The sequence below is a fragment of the Shewanella sp. SR44-4 genome (assembly GCF_014163715.1).
Taxonomy (GTDB): domain Bacteria; phylum Pseudomonadota; class Gammaproteobacteria; order Enterobacterales; family Shewanellaceae; genus Shewanella.
In genome coordinates this window covers 146943-168428 of sequence record NZ_JACJDU010000001.1, presented here as the reverse complement: position 1 = coordinate 168428, position 21486 = coordinate 146943, and the positions used below count along the sequence as shown (strand labels likewise).

The 21486-nt window shown below is 41.5% G+C and carries 21 protein-coding genes; 15 read left to right on the top strand and 6 right to left on the bottom strand.

Annotated features, from left to right (window positions below):
* Positions 1-161: 161 nt before the first annotated feature.
* Positions 162-2423, bottom strand: a complete 2262-nt coding sequence (locus H5125_RS00770; protein ID WP_182743183.1) for a bifunctional diguanylate cyclase/phosphodiesterase — start codon at positions 2421-2423, stop codon at positions 162-164.
* Between the two features lie 221 nt (positions 2424-2644).
* Between H5125_RS00770 and thpR the strand changes: the two genes are divergently transcribed.
* A complete protein-coding gene (gene thpR, locus H5125_RS00765) occupies positions 2645-3190 on the top strand; it encodes an RNA 2',3'-cyclic phosphodiesterase (protein WP_182743181.1) in 546 nt (181 codons plus the stop codon).
* A 53-nt stretch (positions 3191-3243) separates the two neighbouring features.
* Here thpR and pepB read toward each other — a convergent pair whose 3' ends face one another.
* Entirely contained in the window at positions 3244-4518 is a 1275-nt protein-coding gene (pepB, locus tag H5125_RS00760; RefSeq protein WP_182743179.1) for an aminopeptidase PepB, read from the bottom strand.
* 144 nt (positions 4519-4662) lie between these two features.
* Here pepB and sfsA point away from each other — a divergent pair, with 144 nt between their 5' ends.
* The 8 genes from sfsA to H5125_RS00720 all read left to right on the top strand — a co-directional run bounded on the left by sfsA (position 4663) and on the right by H5125_RS00720 (position 11955).
* Positions 4663-5367, top strand: a complete 705-nt coding sequence (sfsA, locus tag H5125_RS00755) for a DNA/RNA nuclease SfsA (protein ID WP_101085268.1) — start codon at positions 4663-4665, stop codon at positions 5365-5367.
* A gap of 118 nt (positions 5368-5485) precedes the next feature.
* Complete coding sequence (gene dksA, locus H5125_RS00750; RefSeq protein WP_011638715.1) at positions 5486-5929, top strand: RNA polymerase-binding protein DksA; 444 nt, start codon at positions 5486-5488, stop codon at positions 5927-5929.
* 139 nt (positions 5930-6068) lie between these two features.
* Positions 6069-6950, top strand: coding sequence for a tRNA glutamyl-Q(34) synthetase GluQRS (gene gluQRS, locus H5125_RS00745; protein ID WP_101085267.1), 882 nt, complete (start codon positions 6069-6071; stop codon positions 6948-6950).
* Positions 6951-7191: 241 nt separating this feature from the next.
* A complete protein-coding gene (pcnB, locus tag H5125_RS00740; protein ID WP_162024398.1) occupies positions 7192-8493 on the top strand; it encodes a polynucleotide adenylyltransferase PcnB in 1302 nt (433 codons plus the stop codon).
* 5 nt (positions 8494-8498) lie between these two features.
* Entirely contained in the window at positions 8499-8984 is a 486-nt protein-coding gene (folK, locus tag H5125_RS00735; protein WP_182743177.1) for a 2-amino-4-hydroxy-6-hydroxymethyldihydropteridine diphosphokinase, read from the top strand.
* A gap of 68 nt (positions 8985-9052) precedes the next feature.
* The gene (gene panB / locus H5125_RS00730) at positions 9053-9847 is read left to right on the top strand and encodes a 3-methyl-2-oxobutanoate hydroxymethyltransferase (protein WP_101085264.1); all 795 of its coding nucleotides are present in this window, start codon (positions 9053-9055) and stop codon (positions 9845-9847) included.
* 243 nt (positions 9848-10090) lie between these two features.
* Positions 10091-10945: a pantoate--beta-alanine ligase gene (gene panC, locus H5125_RS00725; RefSeq protein WP_182743175.1), complete on the top strand. Its 855-nt coding sequence runs from the start codon at positions 10091-10093 to the stop codon at positions 10943-10945.
* A gap of 491 nt (positions 10946-11436) precedes the next feature.
* Complete coding sequence (locus H5125_RS00720; RefSeq protein WP_101085262.1) at positions 11437-11955, top strand: hypothetical protein; 519 nt, start codon at positions 11437-11439, stop codon at positions 11953-11955.
* 36 nt (positions 11956-11991) lie between these two features.
* On the opposite strand, the gene H5125_RS00715 is transcribed toward H5125_RS00720, so the two are convergent.
* A complete protein-coding gene (locus H5125_RS00715) occupies positions 11992-12189 on the bottom strand; it encodes a YheV family putative zinc ribbon protein (protein WP_182743173.1) in 198 nt (65 codons plus the stop codon).
* A gap of 176 nt (positions 12190-12365) precedes the next feature.
* On the opposite strand from H5125_RS00715, the gene H5125_RS00710 reads away from it, so the two are divergent.
* Together H5125_RS00710 and H5125_RS00705 are read left to right on the top strand one after the other, a co-directional pair.
* Positions 12366-14276 carry an ABC transporter ATP-binding protein gene (locus tag H5125_RS00710; RefSeq protein ID WP_162023863.1) on the top strand — a complete coding sequence of 637 codons (1911 nt, stop codon included), beginning with the start codon at positions 12366-12368 and terminating at the stop codon, positions 14274-14276.
* Positions 14277-14348: 72 nt separating this feature from the next.
* On the top strand, positions 14349-14840 hold the full coding sequence (locus H5125_RS00705; RefSeq protein ID WP_162023864.1) for a TIGR02444 family protein: 492 nt from the start codon (positions 14349-14351) through the stop codon (positions 14838-14840).
* 70 nt (positions 14841-14910) lie between these two features.
* Here the strand turns inward: H5125_RS00705 and H5125_RS00700 are convergent, their stop codons facing one another.
* Positions 14911-16500 carry a GMC family oxidoreductase gene (locus H5125_RS00700; protein ID WP_101085258.1) on the bottom strand — a complete coding sequence of 530 codons (1590 nt, stop codon included), beginning with the start codon at positions 16498-16500 and terminating at the stop codon, positions 14911-14913.
* A gap of 23 nt (positions 16501-16523) precedes the next feature.
* Complete coding sequence (locus tag H5125_RS00695; RefSeq protein WP_101085257.1) at positions 16524-17036, bottom strand: TAT leader-containing periplasmic protein; 513 nt, start codon at positions 17034-17036, stop codon at positions 16524-16526.
* Between the two features lie 112 nt (positions 17037-17148).
* On the opposite strand from H5125_RS00695, the gene H5125_RS00690 reads away from it, so the two are divergent.
* From H5125_RS00690 to H5125_RS00680, 3 genes are all read left to right on the top strand, one after another.
* On the top strand, positions 17149-18162 hold the full coding sequence (locus tag H5125_RS00690) for a hydrolase (protein WP_162023865.1): 1014 nt from the start codon (positions 17149-17151) through the stop codon (positions 18160-18162).
* A 13-nt stretch (positions 18163-18175) separates the two neighbouring features.
* The gene (locus H5125_RS00685; RefSeq protein ID WP_101085255.1) at positions 18176-18424 is read left to right on the top strand and encodes a YheU family protein; all 249 of its coding nucleotides are present in this window, start codon (positions 18176-18178) and stop codon (positions 18422-18424) included.
* A 132-nt stretch (positions 18425-18556) separates the two neighbouring features.
* A complete protein-coding gene (locus H5125_RS00680; protein WP_059744602.1) occupies positions 18557-19453 on the top strand; it encodes a phosphoribulokinase in 897 nt (298 codons plus the stop codon).
* A 240-nt stretch (positions 19454-19693) separates the two neighbouring features.
* Here H5125_RS00680 and H5125_RS00675 read toward each other — a convergent pair whose 3' ends face one another.
* The gene (locus H5125_RS00675) at positions 19694-20473 is read right to left on the bottom strand and encodes a tetratricopeptide repeat protein (protein WP_162023866.1); all 780 of its coding nucleotides are present in this window, start codon (positions 20471-20473) and stop codon (positions 19694-19696) included.
* A gap of 297 nt (positions 20474-20770) precedes the next feature.
* Here H5125_RS00675 and crp point away from each other — a divergent pair, with 297 nt between their 5' ends.
* Positions 20771-21406, top strand: coding sequence for a cAMP-activated global transcriptional regulator CRP (crp, locus tag H5125_RS00670; RefSeq protein WP_101085253.1), 636 nt, complete (start codon positions 20771-20773; stop codon positions 21404-21406).
* Positions 21407-21486: the final 80 nt, after the last annotated feature.

Below are 21486 nucleotides of genomic sequence, written 5' to 3'. Positions count from 1 at the left end.
CTTGTTTTGAGGTCAACGCGATTAACTTTTACGGCTATTTTCTGCGGTTCATTTTACCCACATTGTATCAAGGTGTCATTAATTGCCTATTTCAGAGCCTATTTGGCTACCTTTTTAACAAAGCAATTAACCGCTCTCAGTTATTGAGTCATTTTACTCATTTAGATTAACCAGGGAGTTCGTAAACCGTGTTGTAGTTCAGCTAATCGTGTCGGTTTATTAATAGCATAGCCTTGCGCATAATCGACGCCAATATTTTTCAGATATACGCCAATATCAGTGTTTTCAACAAACTCTGCGATAACTTCAAACCCCATGTCTTTTCCGAGCTGACAAATAGCCGAAACAATGGCTTTATCACTGCGGTTTTCGCATAAATTCACTACAAATTGGCCGTCAATTTTAACGTAATCGACATCAAGACATTTCAAATATGCAAAGCTAGAAAAACCAGAACCAAAATCATCTAATGCAATCTTACAACCAAATGGTCGTAACAACTCAATTAATCCGGTAGCTTGGTCTAATTGGCTTACCGCTGCAGTTTCGGTTATTTCAAAACATAATTTACTCACCAGCTCAGGTTCAACCATTAAGCGCATTTCGAGCCAAGTCATGAACTTTTGGTCAGCAAGTGACATCGCAGACAAATTCACCGACACCATAGAAAGCTGTTCCCATGTAGCTAAATTATTACCGCCCCACGTCAATAAATTATCGATAACCCAACGGTCTACTCGAGGCGCTAAGTTATAACGCTCAGCAGCAGGTAAAAACACCCCCGGCGATACATATTGGCCATCACTCTGCACCATGCGAAGTAGAATTTCCATGTGGATGCCAGTGTCGGGTTTATCGAGCGGCTCAATTAATTGATAGAATAGCTCGAACTGATTTAATGCCAGTGCGCCTGTAATATCCACAGATGCCAGCATTTGGTTATACATCATGTGCATTTGTGGGTCGTCAGGATTATAAAAATGCCAACGGTTACGGCCTTCTTCTTTGGCCAAGCGGCAAGCGGCATCAGCTTTACTCATCACACCGTAAATATCGGAGTCAACATAATCGACTTTGGCAATGCCAATGCTGGCACTAATGTTGTGTTTGATACCTTTCCAAGTAAATTCATGATCAAACAACTGTTGGCAAATTCGTTTTGCCACTTGTTGCGCCGATGCGGTATCAGAATAATGCATCAATAAGCCAAACTCATCGCCGCCTAAACGCGCAACCACATCGTCTTTACGTAATAATTGTTTTAAGCGAGTCGCCACTTGTTGCAGCAACACATCACCCGCTTGATGACCACTAAGATCATTTACCACTTGAAATTGATCGAGATCGAGAAAGGCAATACAAGCCGGAGCGTGTTCGTCGTCTTTTAATAACTCTTCAAGCATGTTTTCGAACTGTAATCGATTTGGCAATCCGGTCAGCACATCATAATTGGAATGAAACGATAACTCATCGGCAAGTCGATAACGTTCGGTGACATCTTCAATCATTAATAATAACTGTTGCTGTTTATTAAGTGCATGGCAAAAGCTAAACTTATACCAGTATATTTGAACCCCATTTCGTAACGGCACTTCACACCAGGCTTGGCGTAAAATACCTTCTCGAACGATATGCAAGGTATCGAGTAATAGTGGGTGATCATCTTCTCGTAGCAACGTAAATAAACTCTGCCCGACTGTAATGGGTAAATTTTGTTTACTCGCATCATTTTGCAATACAACATTATTGTGTAAATCAATCAACGCACATGGCATCGGCAGTAACTGAAATAGCTCTTGATACTGTTTATCTTTACTGTCTAAAAGCACGGATAAACGACGAAGTTCAAGTGAAGAGGCTAATTGATATGCAGTATCATCGAGTAACTTTTGCACAAACGTACAAGGATCATCTTGCTGACTCACAACTGGATTAGCATCGGATGCACACATAGTGCCTAAAACAACTTTAACATTGCCAACGTGCAAAACAGGACTCAGAGCAAGATGCTTACAATCAATATCGAGTTGATTAAAGATGCCTAAAAGCGGTGTAAGGAGTCGATTTTCGTCAGCGGTAAATGATTGCTCTGGGGAATGAGGATAAATGATTGCTTGATAACTGTTAAATAATGATTCGCACAGTGACAAATTATCTTGTAAATGCTGGTTAAACAGCGCTTCTGATGCTGGTGAAGCACCAAAATGACTGACACATTGTTGCTCTGAAGTGTCGATAATATCAGTATCGACGGCAAATAATTTATCATATTGACTCGTCAACACAAATGCAGCGCTGCATTCTAGCCTTTGACAGACTAATTGTAATGCTTGATTAAGCAGTGATAACACCGAAGTATTACTACCCTCAATAGGTCCATTTGTAAAAACACTTTTCAATAGTTGCTGGGTGCTATCGGCCATTCATCAACTCATTCAAGGTTAGCAATTCAATTTGCTTGGGAATAAAATCAGTTATCTTGTGGATGCCATATCGCTAACTATAAGCGCTAACTATAAGCACTAACTATAAGCACTATATTGATTAGGTAGTTAACTGAAACCACGATATGTTTTTAAAATCGGTAGTATTGTTAATCTATCAACGTTTATGTTTCAGCTCAATAAATAATAGGGCCAATCGGATGCAAACACCTTCGTCAGCAAGATTATTTGTCGGCTTTAGCGTAGACAAACCACAAATAGATAAAATATTACATCTACAACAAACACTTATAACTAAAATAAATACAAATTCAGTAGCCACTTTAGCACACAACTTACACATAACATTAGGCTTTTTCGGTCAAATAGATCCGACCACTTGTTCAAAAATCCATGAAGCAATAAATCAGATGCCTAAAACAACTTTCAGTCAAGTTATCGACACCTTCGCTTGGTGGCAAACAGCACAATTAATCTGTTTAAAAGGACAAGCGAGTACATCATTAAACACTATGGCGAATGACATTAACAACATTGCAAAAACTCACCATCTAGCCATCAGTCAATACGATTATGTTCCGCACATTAGTCTATTTCGTAGGGTGACAACAGCTTCTTTACCAGCCGTGGTAAAGGACACTCAGCTCATCATCGCACCAAGCCATTTACATTTATATCAATCGACTGGCCACCACCATAACGTTAACTACACGATATTAGAAAGTTGGCCGTTACTGCAAAAATAAAAACCGTCACCACAGAATGTGAGCGACGGTTTAATGTTAAGTACAATTGATGACTAGTCTTTTAATAACTCAGCAATGGTCAATACGCCATGCGTTGTCGCACCAGCGGCCCATAGCGCCGACGCTGATGATTCAAAAGCACCTGCGAGATCAACGTGTAACCAATTCGCTTTTGGTGACACAAAACGCCATAAGAAACCGGCCGCATTTGATGCGCCACCTGCACCGCCACCTTTAACTGGGCGACTGTTTGCAGTATCAGCATAAGCTGATGGACACATATCTTTATGCCAAGCATCCAACGGCAATGGCCATACGTTTTCAGAAACGGCTTCAGCACATTGCTGTGCAAGCTGTAATGTCGCCTTTTGTGGTGAAAAAATGGCGTTATAATTTGAGCCCACAGCCATCACAGCAGCGCCGGTTAACGTTGCAGCATCAATAATTAAGCCTGCGCCCGTTTCTGATGCAGCTTGTAAACCATCGGCTAGAACTAAACGTCCTTCAGCATCAGTATTAACAATTTCAACCGTGGTGCCGTTTTTGTAAGTTAGAATATCACCCAGCTTGAAAGCATTACCGCTAACTAAGTTTTCTGCACAACACAAAAATAGCTTAACGCGTTTGTTCAAACCAGCCTTCATGGCTAATCCCAATGCAGCAGTAACAGTGGCAGCACCGCCCATGTCACACTTCATCGCTAACATACCTTCTGACGACTTCAAGCTATAGCCGCCTGAGTCAAACGTAATACCTTTACCCACTAAGGCAACAGAGACTGGAGCATCTGCCCCTAACGGATTAAAATCAAGCTCTAACAATGCAGGAGGACGTTCACTACCACGACCCACAGCATGAATACCGACCCATTTTTTTTCTAATAATTCATGGCCTTCAATAATGTTAAAACTGACATGGTCACCACCAATATTTTTTAACCAAGACGCCGCTTGATTAGCTAACGATAAAGGCGATAAATCTTCTGGAGTATCATTGATCAATTTGCGAGCAAACTGGGCCGCTATGGCACGTTGATTCAACGTTTCTTTATCGGCGTCACTACCACACCAGTCCACTTGGTATCCTGCTTTAGCCGTGGCAAAACCTTGTGCAAATGCCCACTGTGAATTCAGGGTCCATAAGCCACCGTCTAGCTGCACATAATTAATGCCTTGATTGCGGATTTTTCTTGCGGCCATCTGCACTTGACGCAGTTCATCGCTACCCGATAGATGGATTGTTGCCTTAGTACCTTGGTAAGTCACATCAGCTTTACCCCAATGTTCTGCAGGGGCTTCGGTGGTGAGCGTAACGGTCATAATATTCATAATAATCCCTTGTAGTAAGCCAAATAACACCAATGCTCGAGCTTAATCACGAGCTAATGGCAGTAGTGTAGACAAAACATAATCGATAAACCACGCTAAAGTTTGTTAGCATTGTTGTAAATCAACTCATTAGATGAGTCATCGATGAAATTTACTCCCGAATTAGAATCCGGTGTATTAATTAAACGATACAAACGCTTTCTTGCCGATATCATGCTACCTAACGGGCAAGAAATCACGATTCATTGCCCAAATACTGGTTCAATGAAAAATTGCTTATTCCCTGGTGAAAAGGTGTGGTTTTCCAGCTCCGACAATCCAAAACGAAAATATGCCCACACATGGGAGTTAATGCAGACAGATCAGCAGCATTATATCGGGATTAATACCGGGCGAGCCAATGCTCTTGCAGAAGAAGCGATTAATCGGCAAGTGATTACCGAACTATTAGGTTACGAGCATTTAAAACGCGAAGTAAAGTATGGCAGTGAAAATAGCCGCATCGATATCTTGCTCACTAGCCAAAACCGGCCAGAGTGCTATATTGAAGTGAAGAGTTGTACTTTACTAGAAGATAAAATGGGTTACTTCCCCGATGCCGTAACCACTCGTGGACAAAAGCATCTGCGAGAACTCATCCACATGGTGGAATTAGGCCATCGTGCTGTTTTATTATTTGTGGTGCAGCACAGTGGCATCACTAGTGTTAAACCCGCGCGACATATAGATCCACAATATGCAGACTTACTTGAACAAGCCGTAGCAAATGGCGTTGAAGTGCTAGCTTATAAAACAGCGCTTTCGCCACAGGGAAGCCTGATCACTTCAGCTTGTAAAGTCATGCTGTAGATCAAAATAAAAATTAAATAACAAGTAAAAAATTTGCCACGCTATAGAGTTTCTGGTATAGATAGCGGCCATAAATTTAAGACGTCCTTAAAACTCAAATGATTACAGGAGATGCGTTATGCCTCAAGGCACGAAAAAACTTGGCGTACTCGCTATCGCTGGAGTAGATCCTTACCAGGAATCGGCTGGTGAAGAGTATATGAATACCAAGCAACGTGGTCACTTTACATTGATCCTCGAAGCATGGCGTAACCAATTGCGTGAAGAAGTCGACCGTACGTTAACTCACATGCAAGATGAAGCTGCAAACTTTCCTGATCCTGTCGACCGTGCAGCACAAGAAGAAGAATTCAGCTTAGAATTACGCGCTCGTGACAGAGAACGTAAATTGATCAAAAAGATTGAAAAGACTTTACAGTTGATCAAAGAAGACGATTTTGGTTTCTGCTTCTCATGTGGCGTAGAAATTGGTATCCGTCGACTTGAAGCTCGCCCTACAGCCGATCAATGTATCGATTGTAAAACGCTAGCTGAAATAAAAGAAAAACAAATGGCGGGTTAACCCGTTATTGATTAGGGCGAGATTATCTCGCCCTTTTTATTGACTTTATTTACCCACTAACAAATTAACAAGGCTGTTGTGTTGTCACATTAACTGACGATAATAACAATACGATGTTAACGAAAAACAACGCTATAACATGATTCCCCCATCCTATATCGGACGTTTTGCGCCCTCACCATCAGGTTCACTGCATTTTGGCTCACTCATTGCTGCATTAGGCAGTTATCTTCGCGCGCACAGTCAGCAAGGCCAATGGCTTGTCCGCATAGAAGATATCGACCCGCCACGCGAAGTCCCCGGTGCAAGCGATAACATCCTTAGAACACTCGATGCCTACGGCTTACATTGGCATGGAACCGTACTATTTCAACAGCAACGATATCAGGCTTATCAAGATCAAATTGAAGCGTTTATCGCCAGTGATCTTGCTTATTATTGCCAATGCACACGTAAAATAATTCAAACCAGCGGCGGAGTGTATGATGGCCGTTGTGGCCGACTTCAGCCTAGACTGACACACGGCGCAATTCGAATTCGTAATCACGTTAAAATTGATCATTTTGTTGATAAACTTCAAGGCTCGGTGATGGTTGATAAAGCTTTCGCCGAAGAAGACTTTATTATTAAACGCAGTGATGGTTTGTATGCTTACCAACTCGCCGTTGTACTCGACGATGCATATCAAGGCATAACTGAAGTGGTCAGAGGTTGTGATTTACTTGAAGCCAGTTGCCGACAAATAAGTTTGTTTACCCAATTGGAATTTACGCCACCTGATTGGCTACATTTGCCGTTAGTTTGTGCCGAGAAAGGCTTTAAATTATCCAAGCAGAATTATGCTCCAGCCATAGATGTCATTCACCCTCAAGCCAGTATTAATGCGGCACTGACCTTTTTAGGCCAAAAAGCTGTCGATGTAGATTCGGTAGAAGTTATGCTTAAACAGGCTGTTGAACAATTTGACCTAAGCACGATTCCTGCACAAAAAGAAATTGTCTTATCGACAATAAACAACTAGGTATCGTCATTAACTGACATAAGTTATTGCATTAAGCCCTTTTTAGCGCAACTGTACGTATACTCATTCGGTCACATTTAATGTATTATACCCGCCAGATTTTTAATCAAATTATTATAGCATTTCGAGGTGTATTATTTTTCGCCGTATTAGCCAATTCTGTAAACAGCTATTTGAAAACAACAAAGTAGCTCCAGTCCTTGAAGAACCCATTCAAGAAGATGGCTTACGTCTGGATATTATCTCCAGAGATGGTCACTCAATTTCACGTCGTCAAATTAGTGAAAATGCACTAAAAGTACTTTATCGTCTTAATAAATCTGGCTACAAAGCTTATTTAGTGGGCGGTGGAGTACGTGACATTCTATTAGGTCTTGAACCGAAAGATTTTGACGTCGTCACTAATGCCACCCCAGATGACATTAAAAAGTTATTCCGCAATTGTCGCTTAGTCGGCCGTCGCTTTAGACTGGCGCATATCGTTTTTGGTCGTGATGTCATTGAGGTTGCCACTTTCCGCGGTCACCACAGTGAAAGCAATGATAAAGTATCAAAATCCAACGCTGAAGGCCGTTTGTTACGCGATAACGTCTACGGTGAGATCGATGAAGATGCTGAGCGCCGTGACTTCACCATTAACGCGCTCTACTATGATATTAGTGATTATTCTATTCGCAGCTATGGTGGTGGAATAAACGATCTCAATGCTAGAACGATTAAGCTTATTGGCGACCCAGACACGCGATACCGCGAAGACCCGGTGCGTATGCTTCGTGCTGTTCGTTTTGCGACGAAACTTGATATGCAAATCGATGCCGTGACAGCGGATCCCATCAAAGCCCTTGCTCCATTGCTAGCCGATATTCCTGCTGCGCGCATGTATGAAGAAGTATTGAAACTGTTTTTTGCCGGTAAAGCAGAAGCTAATTACCACATGATGCAACGTTTTGGTTTATTCGCGCCCTTGTTCCCACAAGTCGGTGCATTAATTGAAGAGTCGCCTAAAGGGTATGCCGCTAAAATGCTGCAAGTCGTTATGCGTAATACCGATATCCGTGTTAGCGAAGATAAAACCGTGACTCCGGCATTTTTCTTTGCGGCAATCTTGTGGTATCCCGTTAAGCAACGAGCTGATGATATTGCCATTGAAAGCGGCTTAACTCATTACGATGCATATGTTGCTGCAATGGGTGATGTGCTTGAAAAACAGTGTCTAACAATTAGCTTACCACGCCGATTTAGCACTCCAGCACGCGACATTTGGCAATTGCAGTTACGATTAGAACGCGGTCAAGGCACTCGAGCATTTAAACTACTAGAGCACCCTAAATTCAGAGCAGCTTATGATTTACTGCTACTGCGCGGTGAAGTTGAAATGGGTAATATTGCCAAGATAGCTGAGTGGTGGAAAGCGTTTGTAGAAGCTGATGAAACTGACCGTAGCGACATAGCTAAAAGCATCAAAGGCAGCAATAATCGTAACAGAAATGCACCACAGCGTAAGCGTCGCCGTAAACCAGCAGCCAAACCAGCGGAAGAATAACAATCATGGCGGTTCAAGTTTATGTCGCCATAGGCGCTAATTTAGCAGAGCCAATACAACAACTCGATGTTGCAGTATTGGCGCTAAAGGCATTGGCAATAAACAACACTTTTACGGTGTCAGCATATTATGGTTCCAAGCCCATGGGTGATGTTATTCAGCCAGATTATGTCAATGCTGTCGCGGGGTTTGAAACCTCGCTATTGCCCATTGAGTTACTCGATACCTTACAAGAAATCGAGCAACAACAAGGGCGTGTACGACTTGAACACTGGGGACCTCGTACCTTAGATTTAGATTTGTTACTCTATGGTCAACAACACATCAACGAACCTCGACTTTGTGTGCCTCATTACGGCATGAAGCAACGCAGTTTTGTGTTAGTTCCATTAGCAGACATTGCACCAGGGCTAACATTGCCTTGTAATACAAGCCTTGAAAGCCTTATTAGTGTGGCAATGCGTGATGAATTACAAAAGCTTATCGATTAAAGTTGATCTTAACAGACAGAAGATTAAGCTCAGCTTTTAGTATTTCAATATTGTTTTAAGAGTCTACTATGTCAAAAGTCACCAGTTCGACCCTAATCAAGTTCAAACAAGAAGGTAAAAAGTTCACCGCATTAACGGCTTATGACGCTAGCTTTGCCGGCGCATTTGACAGTGAAGGTGTTGATGTACTTCTAGTGGGTGATTCACTCGGTATGGTGCTTCAAGGCCATAACGATACCTTACCAGTAACCATTGCCGATATTGCTTACCATACCGCTTGTGTCAAACGTGGTGTTTCGCGCGCATTACTCATCGCAGACATGCCGTTTATGAGCTATAGCACCCCAGAACAGACCATGACTAACGCTGCAATATTAATGCAGGCAGGTGCCAGCATGGTTAAATTAGAAGGCGGACATTGGTTACTTGAAAGCGTAAAAATGTTAACCGAACGTGGTATTCCAGTTTGTGCTCACCTAGGGTTAACGCCACAGTCGGTGAACGTTTTTGGCGGATTTAAAGTGCAAGGTCGCGACGCTGATAACGCGCAACGCATTCTAGATGAAGCTAAAGCATTGCAAGCTGCTGGTGCGCAATTATTAGTGGTTGAGTGTATTCCAGCCTCCCTGGCTAAAGCCATTACTGAAGCACTAACCATTCCAGTTATCGGTATCGGCGCTGGAGCTGACACCGATGGCCAAATTCTTGTTATGCACGATGTTTTAGGCATTTCGAGTGGCTACATTCCCCGTTTTTCAAAAAACTACCTCAAACAAACCGGCGAAATACGTTCGGCTATCAGAGCTTATATTGATGAAGTTGCTAACGGCACATTCCCAGCGGAAGAACATACCTTTAATTAATATAACATCTTGATAATATAAATTTATTATCATTTTTGCTCTGCTATCTACGTTGCATTGACTTACAATAGATCGACAGTTGATGAGTCAATGCACCTTCGTTAGCAACACAAACGGCAAGTTTGATTTGCAGATGCGAAATAAACCCGTTGTTATCGATTACCCTAGCTCTTATTCGGCTTGAGGCTAATCATTAAATCTACATCAATGACTACATTGTTTTTATTAAGGTTCGAACAGAAAATGATAACCACTTCCGCTATCTCAACCATTCGCGAACATGTTAAGACTTGGCGCAGCAAAGGCGAAACGGTTGCTTTTGTGCCTACTATGGGTAACTTACACCAAGGTCACATTACCTTAGTGAATGAAGCTAAAAAGCGCGCAGACCATGTGGTGGTATCTATTTTTGTTAATCCGATGCAATTTAGTGCCAATGAAGACTTAGAGGGTTACCCACGCACACTCGCACAAGATAGCGAAAAGCTAATGCTTGCCGGAACAGAACTACTCTTCACTCCAACACCTGAGATTATTTATCCCAAAGGATTGGCACAGCAAACATTTATTGAAGTACCAGAAATTGGTGATGAATTATGCGGTGCAAGCCGCCCAGGTCATTTTCGTGGTGTGGCCACTATAGTTTCCAAACTGTTTAATATTGTTCAACCTGATATCGCCTTATTCGGCCGTAAAGATTTTCAACAATTGATGATTATCAAAACCATGGTTGAAGATTTATCGATGCCAATCGATGTAATTGGAGTGGAAACTATCCGAGAAGCGTCGGGTCTTGCGATGAGCTCTCGTAATGGCTATTTAACCATTGAAGAAAAACACTCAGCAGCAACATTAAAACAAGCATTAGACAGTATTGTTAACGCGATTCAACGCGGTGAAGCAATACAACAAGCTATCTCAACTGCCAAAAAACGACTTATAACAGTTGGTTTTACTCCTGATTATCTCGAAGTGAGAAATGCCAATACATTACGCCAAGTAACGGCAGCTGACAGTGAACTAGTGGTTATTGGGGCGGCGTATCTCGGCAAAGCGCGCTTGATAGACAACGTGTCATTTTCTCGTCATTCAAGTTAGGCACATAGTACGCTTCGCTAAAAAAACATTATTTTTTGGCTTAACTCAATAAAATAAAAAACAAAGATTTTTTATTTTATTGAGATTTCCATTGTCAAAAAACTGGTTTTATCGATAAAATTGAACCATATTTAAGCGTTAGAATAGTGTTATCGACGTGATTATAGTTATATAGTTAGCAAGGTATGATTGCCGAGTATTCAATATCCGGTAACGAGTATGGGTAATGTCTTACTTGCGTAGCGTTAAAACATGCTAATCTGTTTAAGTACATAAGCTCATCAAAACACTAGTTAAATAAGTGAGTTGGCAAGATACAGTAAAAAACAATACCTTTAGCCAAAATACGTAACCGGTGATTGCTTACCATTAGCAGCTAGACATGGTTGTCAACTGTGAGGTTGAATGCATCATCGACAAGGCCTAGTGTCGAAAACGTAAACATGTGATATCAAAATCGTAATAGTGATGACAAAAGGATGTGTGGCCGCATGGCAAAAAGACTGTTATTCATCGTACTCGCCATGAGCACTTTTACTGCTCAAGCCAATACTATTTACAAATGCATGATGGATGAAAAAGTCGTTTTCAGCCAAACAGCTTGCCCTCAGGAATATAGCCAACATAAAATTGAATACCAATTGGGTATCACCACTGAGGTTGACTCTGACAAGCGCGAGCTCAAACAAGATCCCTTAGAAGCAATACTCAATAAACAAACCATTTCTAAAGAGAAATTACTGCAGCTACTTGATGGTGAAATTTATCGCTTAAATCAAGAAAACAGCTATTTTGAAATTTTACGGGCTAGCGAAATACAAAAATTGGATCGTAAGCGTTACTGGCAAACTAAACCTAGAGACGACCCAAGTTACGGCCTAGAATTACAAGAAATTACTACACGCTTCAACGGCCTAATTAAAAATAATACTAATGTTATCCAGATATTAACTAAACATAAAATGAAGATATCTGCTGAAACACAACCAGATGAATATATGAGTAACTAACTCAACTCTTCATCTGCGTTGAGATGCCACTACATGTTAATCAGGTTTGAATACCCCGATCATGCTACCACTGTTTTTTTGAGGCACTTTAATATCCGTTTGTTGCTCACGATAATCACAGTCAGTACATTCAACCGTTTCAATTCCATTTTCTTTAAACAATAAAATACTGTCTTTAGCACTGCATTTAGGGCATTTAGCCCCTGCAACAAAACGCTTTTTAATTTTGGTCATGATTTACTCAACTTAGTGTTTACTGAATGAGCGGTTAACTCAATAAGGTCTTTACCTGATTTATACGCCTATTTTGCCATGATTAGCCCACATGAGTCCCGTGATTGTGGGAAATAAATCGTAGATGCGATATTATCTGCACCATTATTCTATTCTTAAGTATCAAGTTGTAATTAATGATCAACATAAGCCAAGCTCAGTTAATTCGCGGCAGTAAAACCTTACTCGATGAAACCTCACTGACGATTTATCCCGGACACAAGGTTGGCCTTGTCGGCGCCAACGGTACAGGTAAATCATCATTGCTTGCCTTGATTTTGGGTCATTTACATCTAGATAAGGGTGAATTTAGTTTCCCCTCAGGCTGGCAAGTTGCCTCTGTTGCGCAGGAAACACCGGCATTAGATGTGTCGGCTCTAGAGTATGTCCTCGACGGTGACACTGAATACCGTGATTTAGAAGCCCAACTAGAGAAAGCCCAAACCGACAATAACGGTAATGCCATTGCGCTTATTCACGGCAAAATTGATGCTATTGGCGGCTATGCCATCAAAGCTCGAGCAGGCGCGCTATTAGCAGGCTTAGGATTTAAGGATGCAGACCAAAGTAACCCGGTAAAAAGCTTCTCTGGTGGTTGGCGTATGCGCCTCAACTTAGCCCAAGCACTATTATGTCGTTCAGACTTATTGTTACTCGATGAGCCAACCAACCACTTAGACTTAGATACCATGTATTGGTTAGAAGGTTGGATAAAATCTTATCAAGGGACACTCATTTTGATCAGTCACGATCGTGACTTTATCGATGGCATTGTTGGTGAAATTGTTCATGTTGAAAATCACAAACTAAATTACTACAAAGGTAATTACTCTTCTTTTGAACGAGTACGCGCCGAACGCATGGCCCAGCAACAAGTCGCCTTTGAGCGTCAACAAAAAGAACGCTCACATATGCAGTCATTTGTTGATCGTTTCCGCTATAAAGCCAGTAAAGCTAAACAAGCACAAAGCCGCTTAAAAGCCCTCGAACGCATGGCCGATTTGTTGCCCTCGCAAGTAGACAATCCATTTCAAATGGCCTTTAGAGAACCAGAAGCGCTACCTAACCCATTAGTGGTAATGGAAAATGTCTCTATTGGTTATGAAGATAACACCATCCTGAAACAGGTTGAGTTAAACCTAGTCCCTGGTGCGCGTATTGGTTTGTTAGGTAGAAATGGTGCCGGTAAATCGACGCTGATCAAACTGTTATCAGGGCAATTACAAGCTAAAACGGGTAAATACCAACCTAACCCAGGATTGAATATTGGTTATTTTGCTCAGCATCAAGTTGAATTTTTAACGCTTGATGACTCTCCAATGCAACACTTAGTAAGACTTGCACCAGCAAGTGTTCGCGAACAAGAATTACGCAACTTTTTAGGCGGGTTTGGCTTTAATGGTGATATGGCCTTATCGCCAGTACGGCCGTTTTCTGGCGGCGAAAAAGCCCGCCTAGTATTAGCATTAGTGGTTTGGCAGCGTCCAAATTTACTATTACTCGATGAACCGACCAACCATTTAGATTTAGAGATGCGTCACGCACTCACCATGGCATTGCAAACCTTTGAGGGTGCAATGGTCATCGTGTCACACGATCGTCACCTATTACGATTAAGTTGTAGTGATTATTACTTAGTTGACCAAGGTGTTGTAACACCTTTTGACGGTGACTTAGATGACTATCATCAATGGTTGCTCGATGCCGCCAAACTAGCACAAGCCAACAACAAAACAGATGTTGGCACTGGCGGTGATGCTGTTGATAAAAAACAGCAAAAAAGAATGGAAGCTGAATTACGTCAGAAAGTATCGCCGCTGAAAAAACAACAAGTAAAGTTAGAAAATCAACAGCAAAAAATTAATGCCAGATTAGCCGAATTAGAAATTGAGTTAGCCGATGGCAGCTTATACGAAGCCGAGAACAAAGCTAAAATGACCAATGTCCTCAACGAACGGACTACGCTGACTCAAGCTATGGATGAAAGTGAAATGCATTGGTTAGACATTCAAGAGCAGATAGAGCTTTTCGAACAAGATTTTCAATAAACAGTTAGTTTTATTTTATTCAAGCCTTAAGTGGTGTTAACTCACACCACTTAAGGCTGTAAGGGATACTGTATGTCGCGGCCTTCTCACCAGCAAACATTTAGCTATTTAATTTGGCATGATTGCGAACAAAATTACTCAACTAATCCCAATTTTTACATAAACTTACAAGACACTTACCAAGTAAATGTGAATATTTTATTATTGGCTCAATACCTTGATCAACAGCAATATGTGTTGACGCCACAACTGTGGGAATTATTGACAGGTGTTGTAGATCAATGGGAAGCAAATGTGTTGCAACCTTATCGACGATTACGGCGGATTGCTAAAGCATACTTAGACGGTGAAGAATATCAAAAAATGCTCGATGTTGAGCTCATTATGGAACGTAAATCTCAGTACATGTTATTACACAAATTGAACTTACTGCAGGGGAAAACGTTAGATATTGAACCTGATAATACTGAGCCGAGCAATATACAACACTACCTTAGCTTATTTGGCTTAGATGAAAGCATTATGACTGAGTTGACCACCCAAACCGGCCTTGCTCACTCATAACGCATCATCTGGTTTAGCGACTTGCCGTACGTTGATATACCGCCATGCTAAGGCATACCAAGCCGTTCAGCTAGCTAGTTTGAGTCAATTTTTGTGCTAATGCCGTTGCATTTCGAGCCACTAGACCATAAATAGACAACTGCGGATTCGCGCCTAAACTTGTTGGGAATACCGAACCATCCATCACCGATAAATTTTCAAGGTAATGCGAATAACCAAAAGTATCGACCATTGATAGGGTTTTATCTTCACCCATTGCACAACCGCCCATCACATGGGCCGACGCGACAATGGTTTTTAATAAACCTAAATCGGCATTATTGATAGCCTGCTTTGCTTCACTCCACGAATTAAGAAATGACAAGCCATCATGCATCGGCAACACCTTTTTGGCTCCTGCAGCAAATTGTAATTCGGCCATCGACAAAAATGCCCGACGAGCACCATCCCAAAAACCTTTATCTAAAGGATAATCTAACGCCAAACTCGTATCGGTTAATCTTACCTGACCACCAGGACATTGCTGATTAAAACCATCACGAATAAGCGCAATAGTCACCTGCATTTGGTTAAAGTTAGCCATTAATTGTGCGTGGCTTACACCATAACCAATGGTTTTAGATGCTATCAACACGGGATGTACAGGCGCAACTTCAAGCTTATAACCTAAATCGCCAGTCGCGCCATCACGCCAAACAAATTCATCTGAATAGATAGATTGCGGCGCACCACTGTGACCATTAATTTGTTCTGCAAAAATACCGCCCGATAACAATGACGGATGTAAAAACGTTTTGCCTAATTGCTTATGTGGATCTGGGGTATTAGAACGCATTAATATCGTTGGTGTATGAACTGCACCCGCACTTAAAATATAATGCTTAGCACTAAAAGTAATGTTAACCGATGTCGGCATTAACCCTTCGGTTAATGCCTGCGCCGTTAAACCAACAACTTGATCGCCTTTGTGTTCAAGTTTGATGACCTTGGCGCGAGAAATCAACGTCGCGCCTTTGTCCAAAGCCGCTGGAATAGTAGTCACTAACATAGATTGTTTGGCATTAACGGGACAACCCATGCCACAGTAACCGGTATTCCAGCAACCTTTAACATTACGTTTAATGACGGTGTAATCCCAACCCAGCTTTTCACAACCTTCGCGCAGTGCACCATTGTTTCTATTGGGCTCAAACTGCCACTGTTCAATATTGAGCCGCTGCTCCATCAATTCAAACCAAGGCAGTAAATCTTGCGAGGACAAACCTTTTACCGATTTTTCTTGCTCCCAAAAGGCCAAGGTTTGTTCTGGAGTTCTAATTGAGGTTGTCCAATTGACCGTGGTTGAACCGCCTACCGTTCGACCTTGAAATATACCAATACCTTTATCTGCAGTTTTCATTGCGGCTGCTTGTTGATACAAATTCGGATAAGCGTGGCGCTCTTCCATATCAAAGTGAGTTGATGATTTTAGCGATCCGCCTTCAATCATAATCACTTTTAATCCAGCTTCAGTGAGTATTTCTGCTGCGGTGCCGCCGCCAGCTCCGGTGCCAACAATAACAACATCAGCGTCAAAGTGGCGATCCATTTCTAAGGTACTAGCATCGATATGATGCCAGCCTGAACTTAATCCGGTAATAATAGGATCAATAATGGCCAAGGGAGAGCTCCTTACATGAGGGATTAATGCGCGTTATGCACCAAGAAAGTAGGCTTTACATAACGTAAATTGCCCCAATGTTCCGGACAGGCGTAATAACTTGCCATTATCAATTCACGTAATCCGTTATAAGCGGTCGTTAACATGTCCAAATAGTTGTGTCGCCAAAACTCTAACATGTCAATCAATTGCTTTGGTTCACGCATTAACAACGGTGTCATACTGCCACTGAGCAACAATAAGCCGAAGCGTCCTTCAAGCAACTCCAACAATTCCATTAACTCTTGTTGTTGTTCTACAGGCAAATGAGTAATTGATTGTGAAATCGCATCCAATGTGCGATTTATCGCGATTTCTCTATGGCTTGGAACCTCGGGCAATGCACCGTCTAAGAACACTGGCAGCAACACACTGAACAACACTCGATGATGAATATCATCGGTAGAGGTCGTGATGCTAGGTGAATATAAATTAACGCCGAGTGCTATTGCCGCAGTTCCAGCAAAAGCACCAGTAAGAAAGGCACGCCGCTTCATTTACTTCCCCTTGAGTTTATTGTTGTCTCTATTTTTTATGTGGTAGAGTGGCATGAGTAACATTTAAACATACGTTTAAATTTTCACAAACAATTACAGAAATATTCCTTCTATGAAAACCTTGTTCACTCCGCCTTGGTGGGCTACTAGCCCGCATGTACAAACGATTCTACCATTCATTTTTAAAGTGGCCAGACCAATAACATTTAGGCAACGACAAGAGTTACCCGACGGCGACTTTATCGATTTAGATTGGCTAGGCCAAGCACAAAATGGCGCGCCTATTTTAGTGATTATCCATGGTCTTGAAGGTAACACAGAATCGCATTATGCACGCAGAATGCTCATCGAAGCAAAAAAAGCCAAAATGTCTGCTGTCGTTCATCATCATCGAGGTTGTTCGGGTGAACCTAACCGCTTAGCTCGCAGTTATCATAGCGGCGATGTAAACGACTTAGCCTACACCTTAGAACAACTAAAACACTACTATCCAGACTCGCCATTGTATGCTGTTGGCTACAGTTTAGGCGGTAATGTATTGGCAAAATACCAAGGCAGCAAACAACAGCATAGCTTACTCGAACGCGCTGTGGTTGTGTCGGCGCCTCTCACGTTAAGCGCATGTGCAAAACGCTTAGAAAATGGTTTTTCAACTCTGTATCAACGCTTTTTAATTAAACGCTTACAAGATAAAATGCTCGAAAAAATTAACACTGCAGAGTTAACCGAGCAAATGCCGATCACTAAAGAACAGCTCAAAATGCTCAATACCTTTTATTTATTTGACGATAAAGTCACTGCACCTTTGCATGGTTTTATTGACGTTAATGATTATTATCAACAATCTAGCGGCCTAGGCTATTTGCAACATATTACCAAGCCCACATTAGTCATCCACGCCAAAGATGACCCCTTCATGACTGATGAAGTGATCCCAAACCAAGCTCAATTGTCGCCTATGGTTGAATACGAGTTGCATCAGTTTGGCGGACATGTAGGTTTTGTTGAAGGTGGCTGGCCTTGGAAACCGCGCTTTTACCTCGAACGTCGCATCATCGAGTTTATACTAACGGCGAGTGATACAGTAACCGAACACGATGCCCACGCTTCTTTAGTCAGTCATTAATAGGAAATACACCATGCTTGTGCCTTATGAAGCGTTACTTTCATTACCTCAAGAAGTACTTCAACGTATGATAAAAGAATATCTGTTATCACAACTTGAAGATGGCAGTTTTAGTGACGCAGACGAGCAACAATTAAGTCGTGCAATGGACCAATGTAAGCTAGCACTAAAAAAAGGCGACTTAGTTGTCGAGTATAGTGAGGATGATGAGTCTATCGCCATTAGACAACGCGAGCATATTTCACGTTCATCTTTCGATTAGTTGTAAAAAAAACAATGGTTTTACCACAAAATGATCACATTGTTACCCGCGAAGAATTGACCCACGGGTGATGATTACCGTATAACTAGTGACTCGATTTTTCGCGTCCACAACTTTACCTAGGCAAATAACATGTCAGCAAAACATCCTATTATTGCTGTAACCGGTTCATCTGGTGCTGGCACAACGACAACCACGACGGCCTTCATTCATATTTTTAGACAGCTGGGTATTAATGCTGCATTCGTTGAAGGTGATAGTTTCCATAATTTCACCCGCGCAGAAATGGAAGTGTTAATTCGAAAATCACAGGCTGAAAATCGAAATCTAAGCTATTTTGGCCCCGAAGCCAATAATTTCAAAAAACTCGAAGAGTGTTTTACAAGCTATGGTGATACAGGCAATGGCCAAACCCGCAGCTACTTGCACACCTTCGATGAAGCGGTGCCATTTAACCAAATGCCTGGTACATTCACGCAATGGCGTGATTTGCCAGCCAATACCGATATGCTGTATTACGAAGGGCTACACGGTGGTGTGGTGACGGAAGATGCCGATGTCGCTAAACATGTTGATCTATTGATAGGCATGGTGCCGATTGTCAATTTAGAGTGGATTCAGAAAATTATTCGCGACACAAACGATAGGGGTCATAGTCGTGAAAAAGTAATGGGCTCGATAGTCCGTAGTATGGACGATTACATCAAGCACATGACGCCGCAATTTTCACGGACACACATTAATTTTCAACGAGTGCCTACCGTAGACACCTCAAATCCCTTTAGCGCAAAAGACATACCTAGCCTAGATGAAAGCTTTTTAGTGATTCGCTTTCGCGGCATTAACAATGTTGATTTCCCTTATTACCTCAACATGATCCAAGGCTCATTTATGTCACGCGTTAATACACTGGTTGTTCCCGGTGGAAAAATGTCATTAGCAATGGAATTAATTTTAACGCCATTAGTTAAAGACTTAATGGATAAGCGTATAGAGTTGCAAAACCTTGATGATATCAAACCCGATTAAGTTTGATTTAAGTCAGAACAATTAAGATAGCTGCATCGTGATTTCAAGCGAAATAACGGCAGTTGATGTGCTTGAAGTGCTAATTCCCCCTTTTTGATCTGTTAGTGCATTAAGCACATCAACGAAACCCAAAAAAGTCGATGTTCCAGCACCCACATCAACTTTTATCTCTTCTGATAAACAAGTGAATACACTGACTGATTGATAATAGTAAATGACTCACATTGCTCACTCAGAGCATTACATCAGTGGGATAACTTCTCGATAAGCTTGATTATTCTGATACTGCTTCAAACGTAAAATAAATTCATCGCTGCGCACAATCTCAGGGTTATCTTTCAACGCATCAATCGCTTTTTTCTGGGTATCTATCGCCGCAGTAAAATCACCCTGTTCTGCATACGCGGCCGCAAGATTATCTAATACCGTCGGATCATTCTGATTGTGCTCAAGTAACTTTAACGACATCGATACTGCACGTGAACCATCGCGATATTCCGCTTCAGGGCATGTAGCTAATATCCACGCAATATTGCCCATTGAAACAGCATCTCCCGCAGCACTAAACTGCTCCATTGCTTTACCACAATTACGCACTACGCCATCACCACCAGCAGAATAAATAAACCCTAAACGAAAATGAGCCCACTTATCCCCCTGTGCAACCATTTGCAAATACCATTTCTCGGCAAGTGCTAAATCCCGCGGAATTAATTTGCCGTCAAAAGCTAGGTCAGCTAATGTTTGTTGCGCCTTAATATTTTGCTGTTGCGCAGCAAGATTAACCCAGCTTAATCCTTGCTTGGTATCTTGAGTAACAAATCGTCCGGAAAGGTTCATTAAGCCCAATAGAAATTGTGCGTCTGCATTACCTTGTTTGGCTTTAATCTGAATATGAACCAGTTTACTCGCCGCTTGAGACTCAATAGAGGGCGGGATAACAAATGCTTTTACAGATGAACTAAGTCCACTTAATAAAACAACACAAACAATAACCCCAATTTGACTCAGTTTTTTCACGCATACCTCGACAACTATTTATGAAGCTGATTAAATAACATTAGCTAACTCATGGATCCAATACAATAGACAAATAACATTGGCAACAATTCAATCGTAGTGATGATTAAGACAAATTCACAAAAAAAGTCGACCGCCATCACAAACGAGATAAATTTAATCTAAAATTTAACAAGTTAATATACACTACGCACACTTCTAAATACGATCTCTATCAAAGTTTTCACCGTTTCAATAGCGTAGAATGCTTAATTAGACATTACTTACTTTCATTTTTAATCAATCGAGGAATATCATATGGCTCTGATTGGTAAGCCAAAACCTGACCCAACATTAGAATGGTTTCTTTCACATTGTCACATTCATAAGTACCCAGCAAAGAGTACTTTAATTCACGCAGGTGAAGAGTCTGACACTTTATATTACATCGTCAAAGGTTCCGTCGCTGTATTGATCAAAGATGAAGAAGGTAAAGAAATGATCCTTTCTTATCTAAATCAAGGCGATTTTATCGGTGAACTAGGGCTGTTTGAAGAGCAATCTGAACGTACTGCATGGGTTCGTGCTAAACAAGCATGTGAAATTGCAGAAATTTCTTATAAGAAATTTAAGCAATTGATTCAGGTAAATCCTGAAATCTTGATGAAACTTTCGGCGCAAATGGCCTATCGTTTACAAAGTACTAGTCAAAAAGTAGGCGACTTAGCCTTCCTTGACGTTGCTGGTCGTATTGCACAAACGCTATTACATCTTGCAAAACAACCCGATGCTATGACACATCCTGACGGCATGCAGATTAAGATAACCCGTCAAGAGATTGGTCAAATTGTTGGTTGTTCACGTGAAACTGTTGGTCGTATTTTAAAAATGCTTGAAGAACAAAACTTGATCCAAGCACACGGTAAAACGATCGTAGTTTACGGTACACGCTAAATGACAAAAGGCTAACGACGAATCAAGCAAAATGTTTATGTTTAATCATATAAGCTTCAGCTTGATTTAAGCCAAGATAC

Bases quoted from the DNA above. Each gene is read 5' to 3' on its own strand.
- dksA (WP_011638715.1), top strand. From the start codon at position 5,486: ATGCCTCAAGGCACGAAAAAACTTGGCGTACTCGCTATCGCTGGAGTA.
- H5125_RS00695 (WP_101085257.1), bottom strand. From the start codon at position 17,036: ATGAAGCGGCGTGCCTTTCTTACTGGTGCTTTTGCTGGAACTGCGGCA.
- H5125_RS00705 (WP_162023864.1), top strand. From the start codon at position 14,349: ATGTCGCGGCCTTCTCACCAGCAAACATTTAGCTATTTAATTTGGCAT.
- H5125_RS00710 (WP_162023863.1), top strand. From the start codon at position 12,366: ATGATCAACATAAGCCAAGCTCAGTTAATTCGCGGCAGTAAAACCTTA.
- thpR (WP_182743181.1), top strand. From the start codon at position 2,645: ATGCAAACACCTTCGTCAGCAAGATTATTTGTCGGCTTTAGCGTAGAC.
- panC (WP_182743175.1), top strand. From the start codon at position 10,091: ATGATAACCACTTCCGCTATCTCAACCATTCGCGAACATGTTAAGACT.
- H5125_RS00685 (WP_101085255.1), top strand. From the start codon at position 18,176: ATGCTTGTGCCTTATGAAGCGTTACTTTCATTACCTCAAGAAGTACTT.
- H5125_RS00720 (WP_101085262.1), top strand. From the start codon at position 11,437: ATGGCAAAAAGACTGTTATTCATCGTACTCGCCATGAGCACTTTTACT.
- folK (WP_182743177.1), top strand. From the start codon at position 8,499: ATGGCGGTTCAAGTTTATGTCGCCATAGGCGCTAATTTAGCAGAGCCA.
- sfsA (WP_101085268.1), top strand. From the start codon at position 4,663: ATGAAATTTACTCCCGAATTAGAATCCGGTGTATTAATTAAACGATAC.
- gluQRS (WP_101085267.1), top strand. From the start codon at position 6,069: ATGATTCCCCCATCCTATATCGGACGTTTTGCGCCCTCACCATCAGGT.
- H5125_RS00770 (WP_182743183.1), bottom strand. From the start codon at position 2,423: ATGGCCGATAGCACCCAGCAACTATTGAAAAGTGTTTTTACAAATGGA.
- H5125_RS00690 (WP_162023865.1), top strand. From the start codon at position 17,149: ATGAAAACCTTGTTCACTCCGCCTTGGTGGGCTACTAGCCCGCATGTA.
- crp (WP_101085253.1), top strand. From the start codon at position 20,771: ATGGCTCTGATTGGTAAGCCAAAACCTGACCCAACATTAGAATGGTTT.
- H5125_RS00715 (WP_182743173.1), bottom strand. From the start codon at position 12,189: ATGACCAAAATTAAAAAGCGTTTTGTTGCAGGGGCTAAATGCCCTAAA.
- panB (WP_101085264.1), top strand. From the start codon at position 9,053: ATGTCAAAAGTCACCAGTTCGACCCTAATCAAGTTCAAACAAGAAGGT.
- H5125_RS00680 (WP_059744602.1), top strand. From the start codon at position 18,557: ATGTCAGCAAAACATCCTATTATTGCTGTAACCGGTTCATCTGGTGCT.
- pepB (WP_182743179.1), bottom strand. From the start codon at position 4,518: ATGAATATTATGACCGTTACGCTCACCACCGAAGCCCCTGCAGAACAT.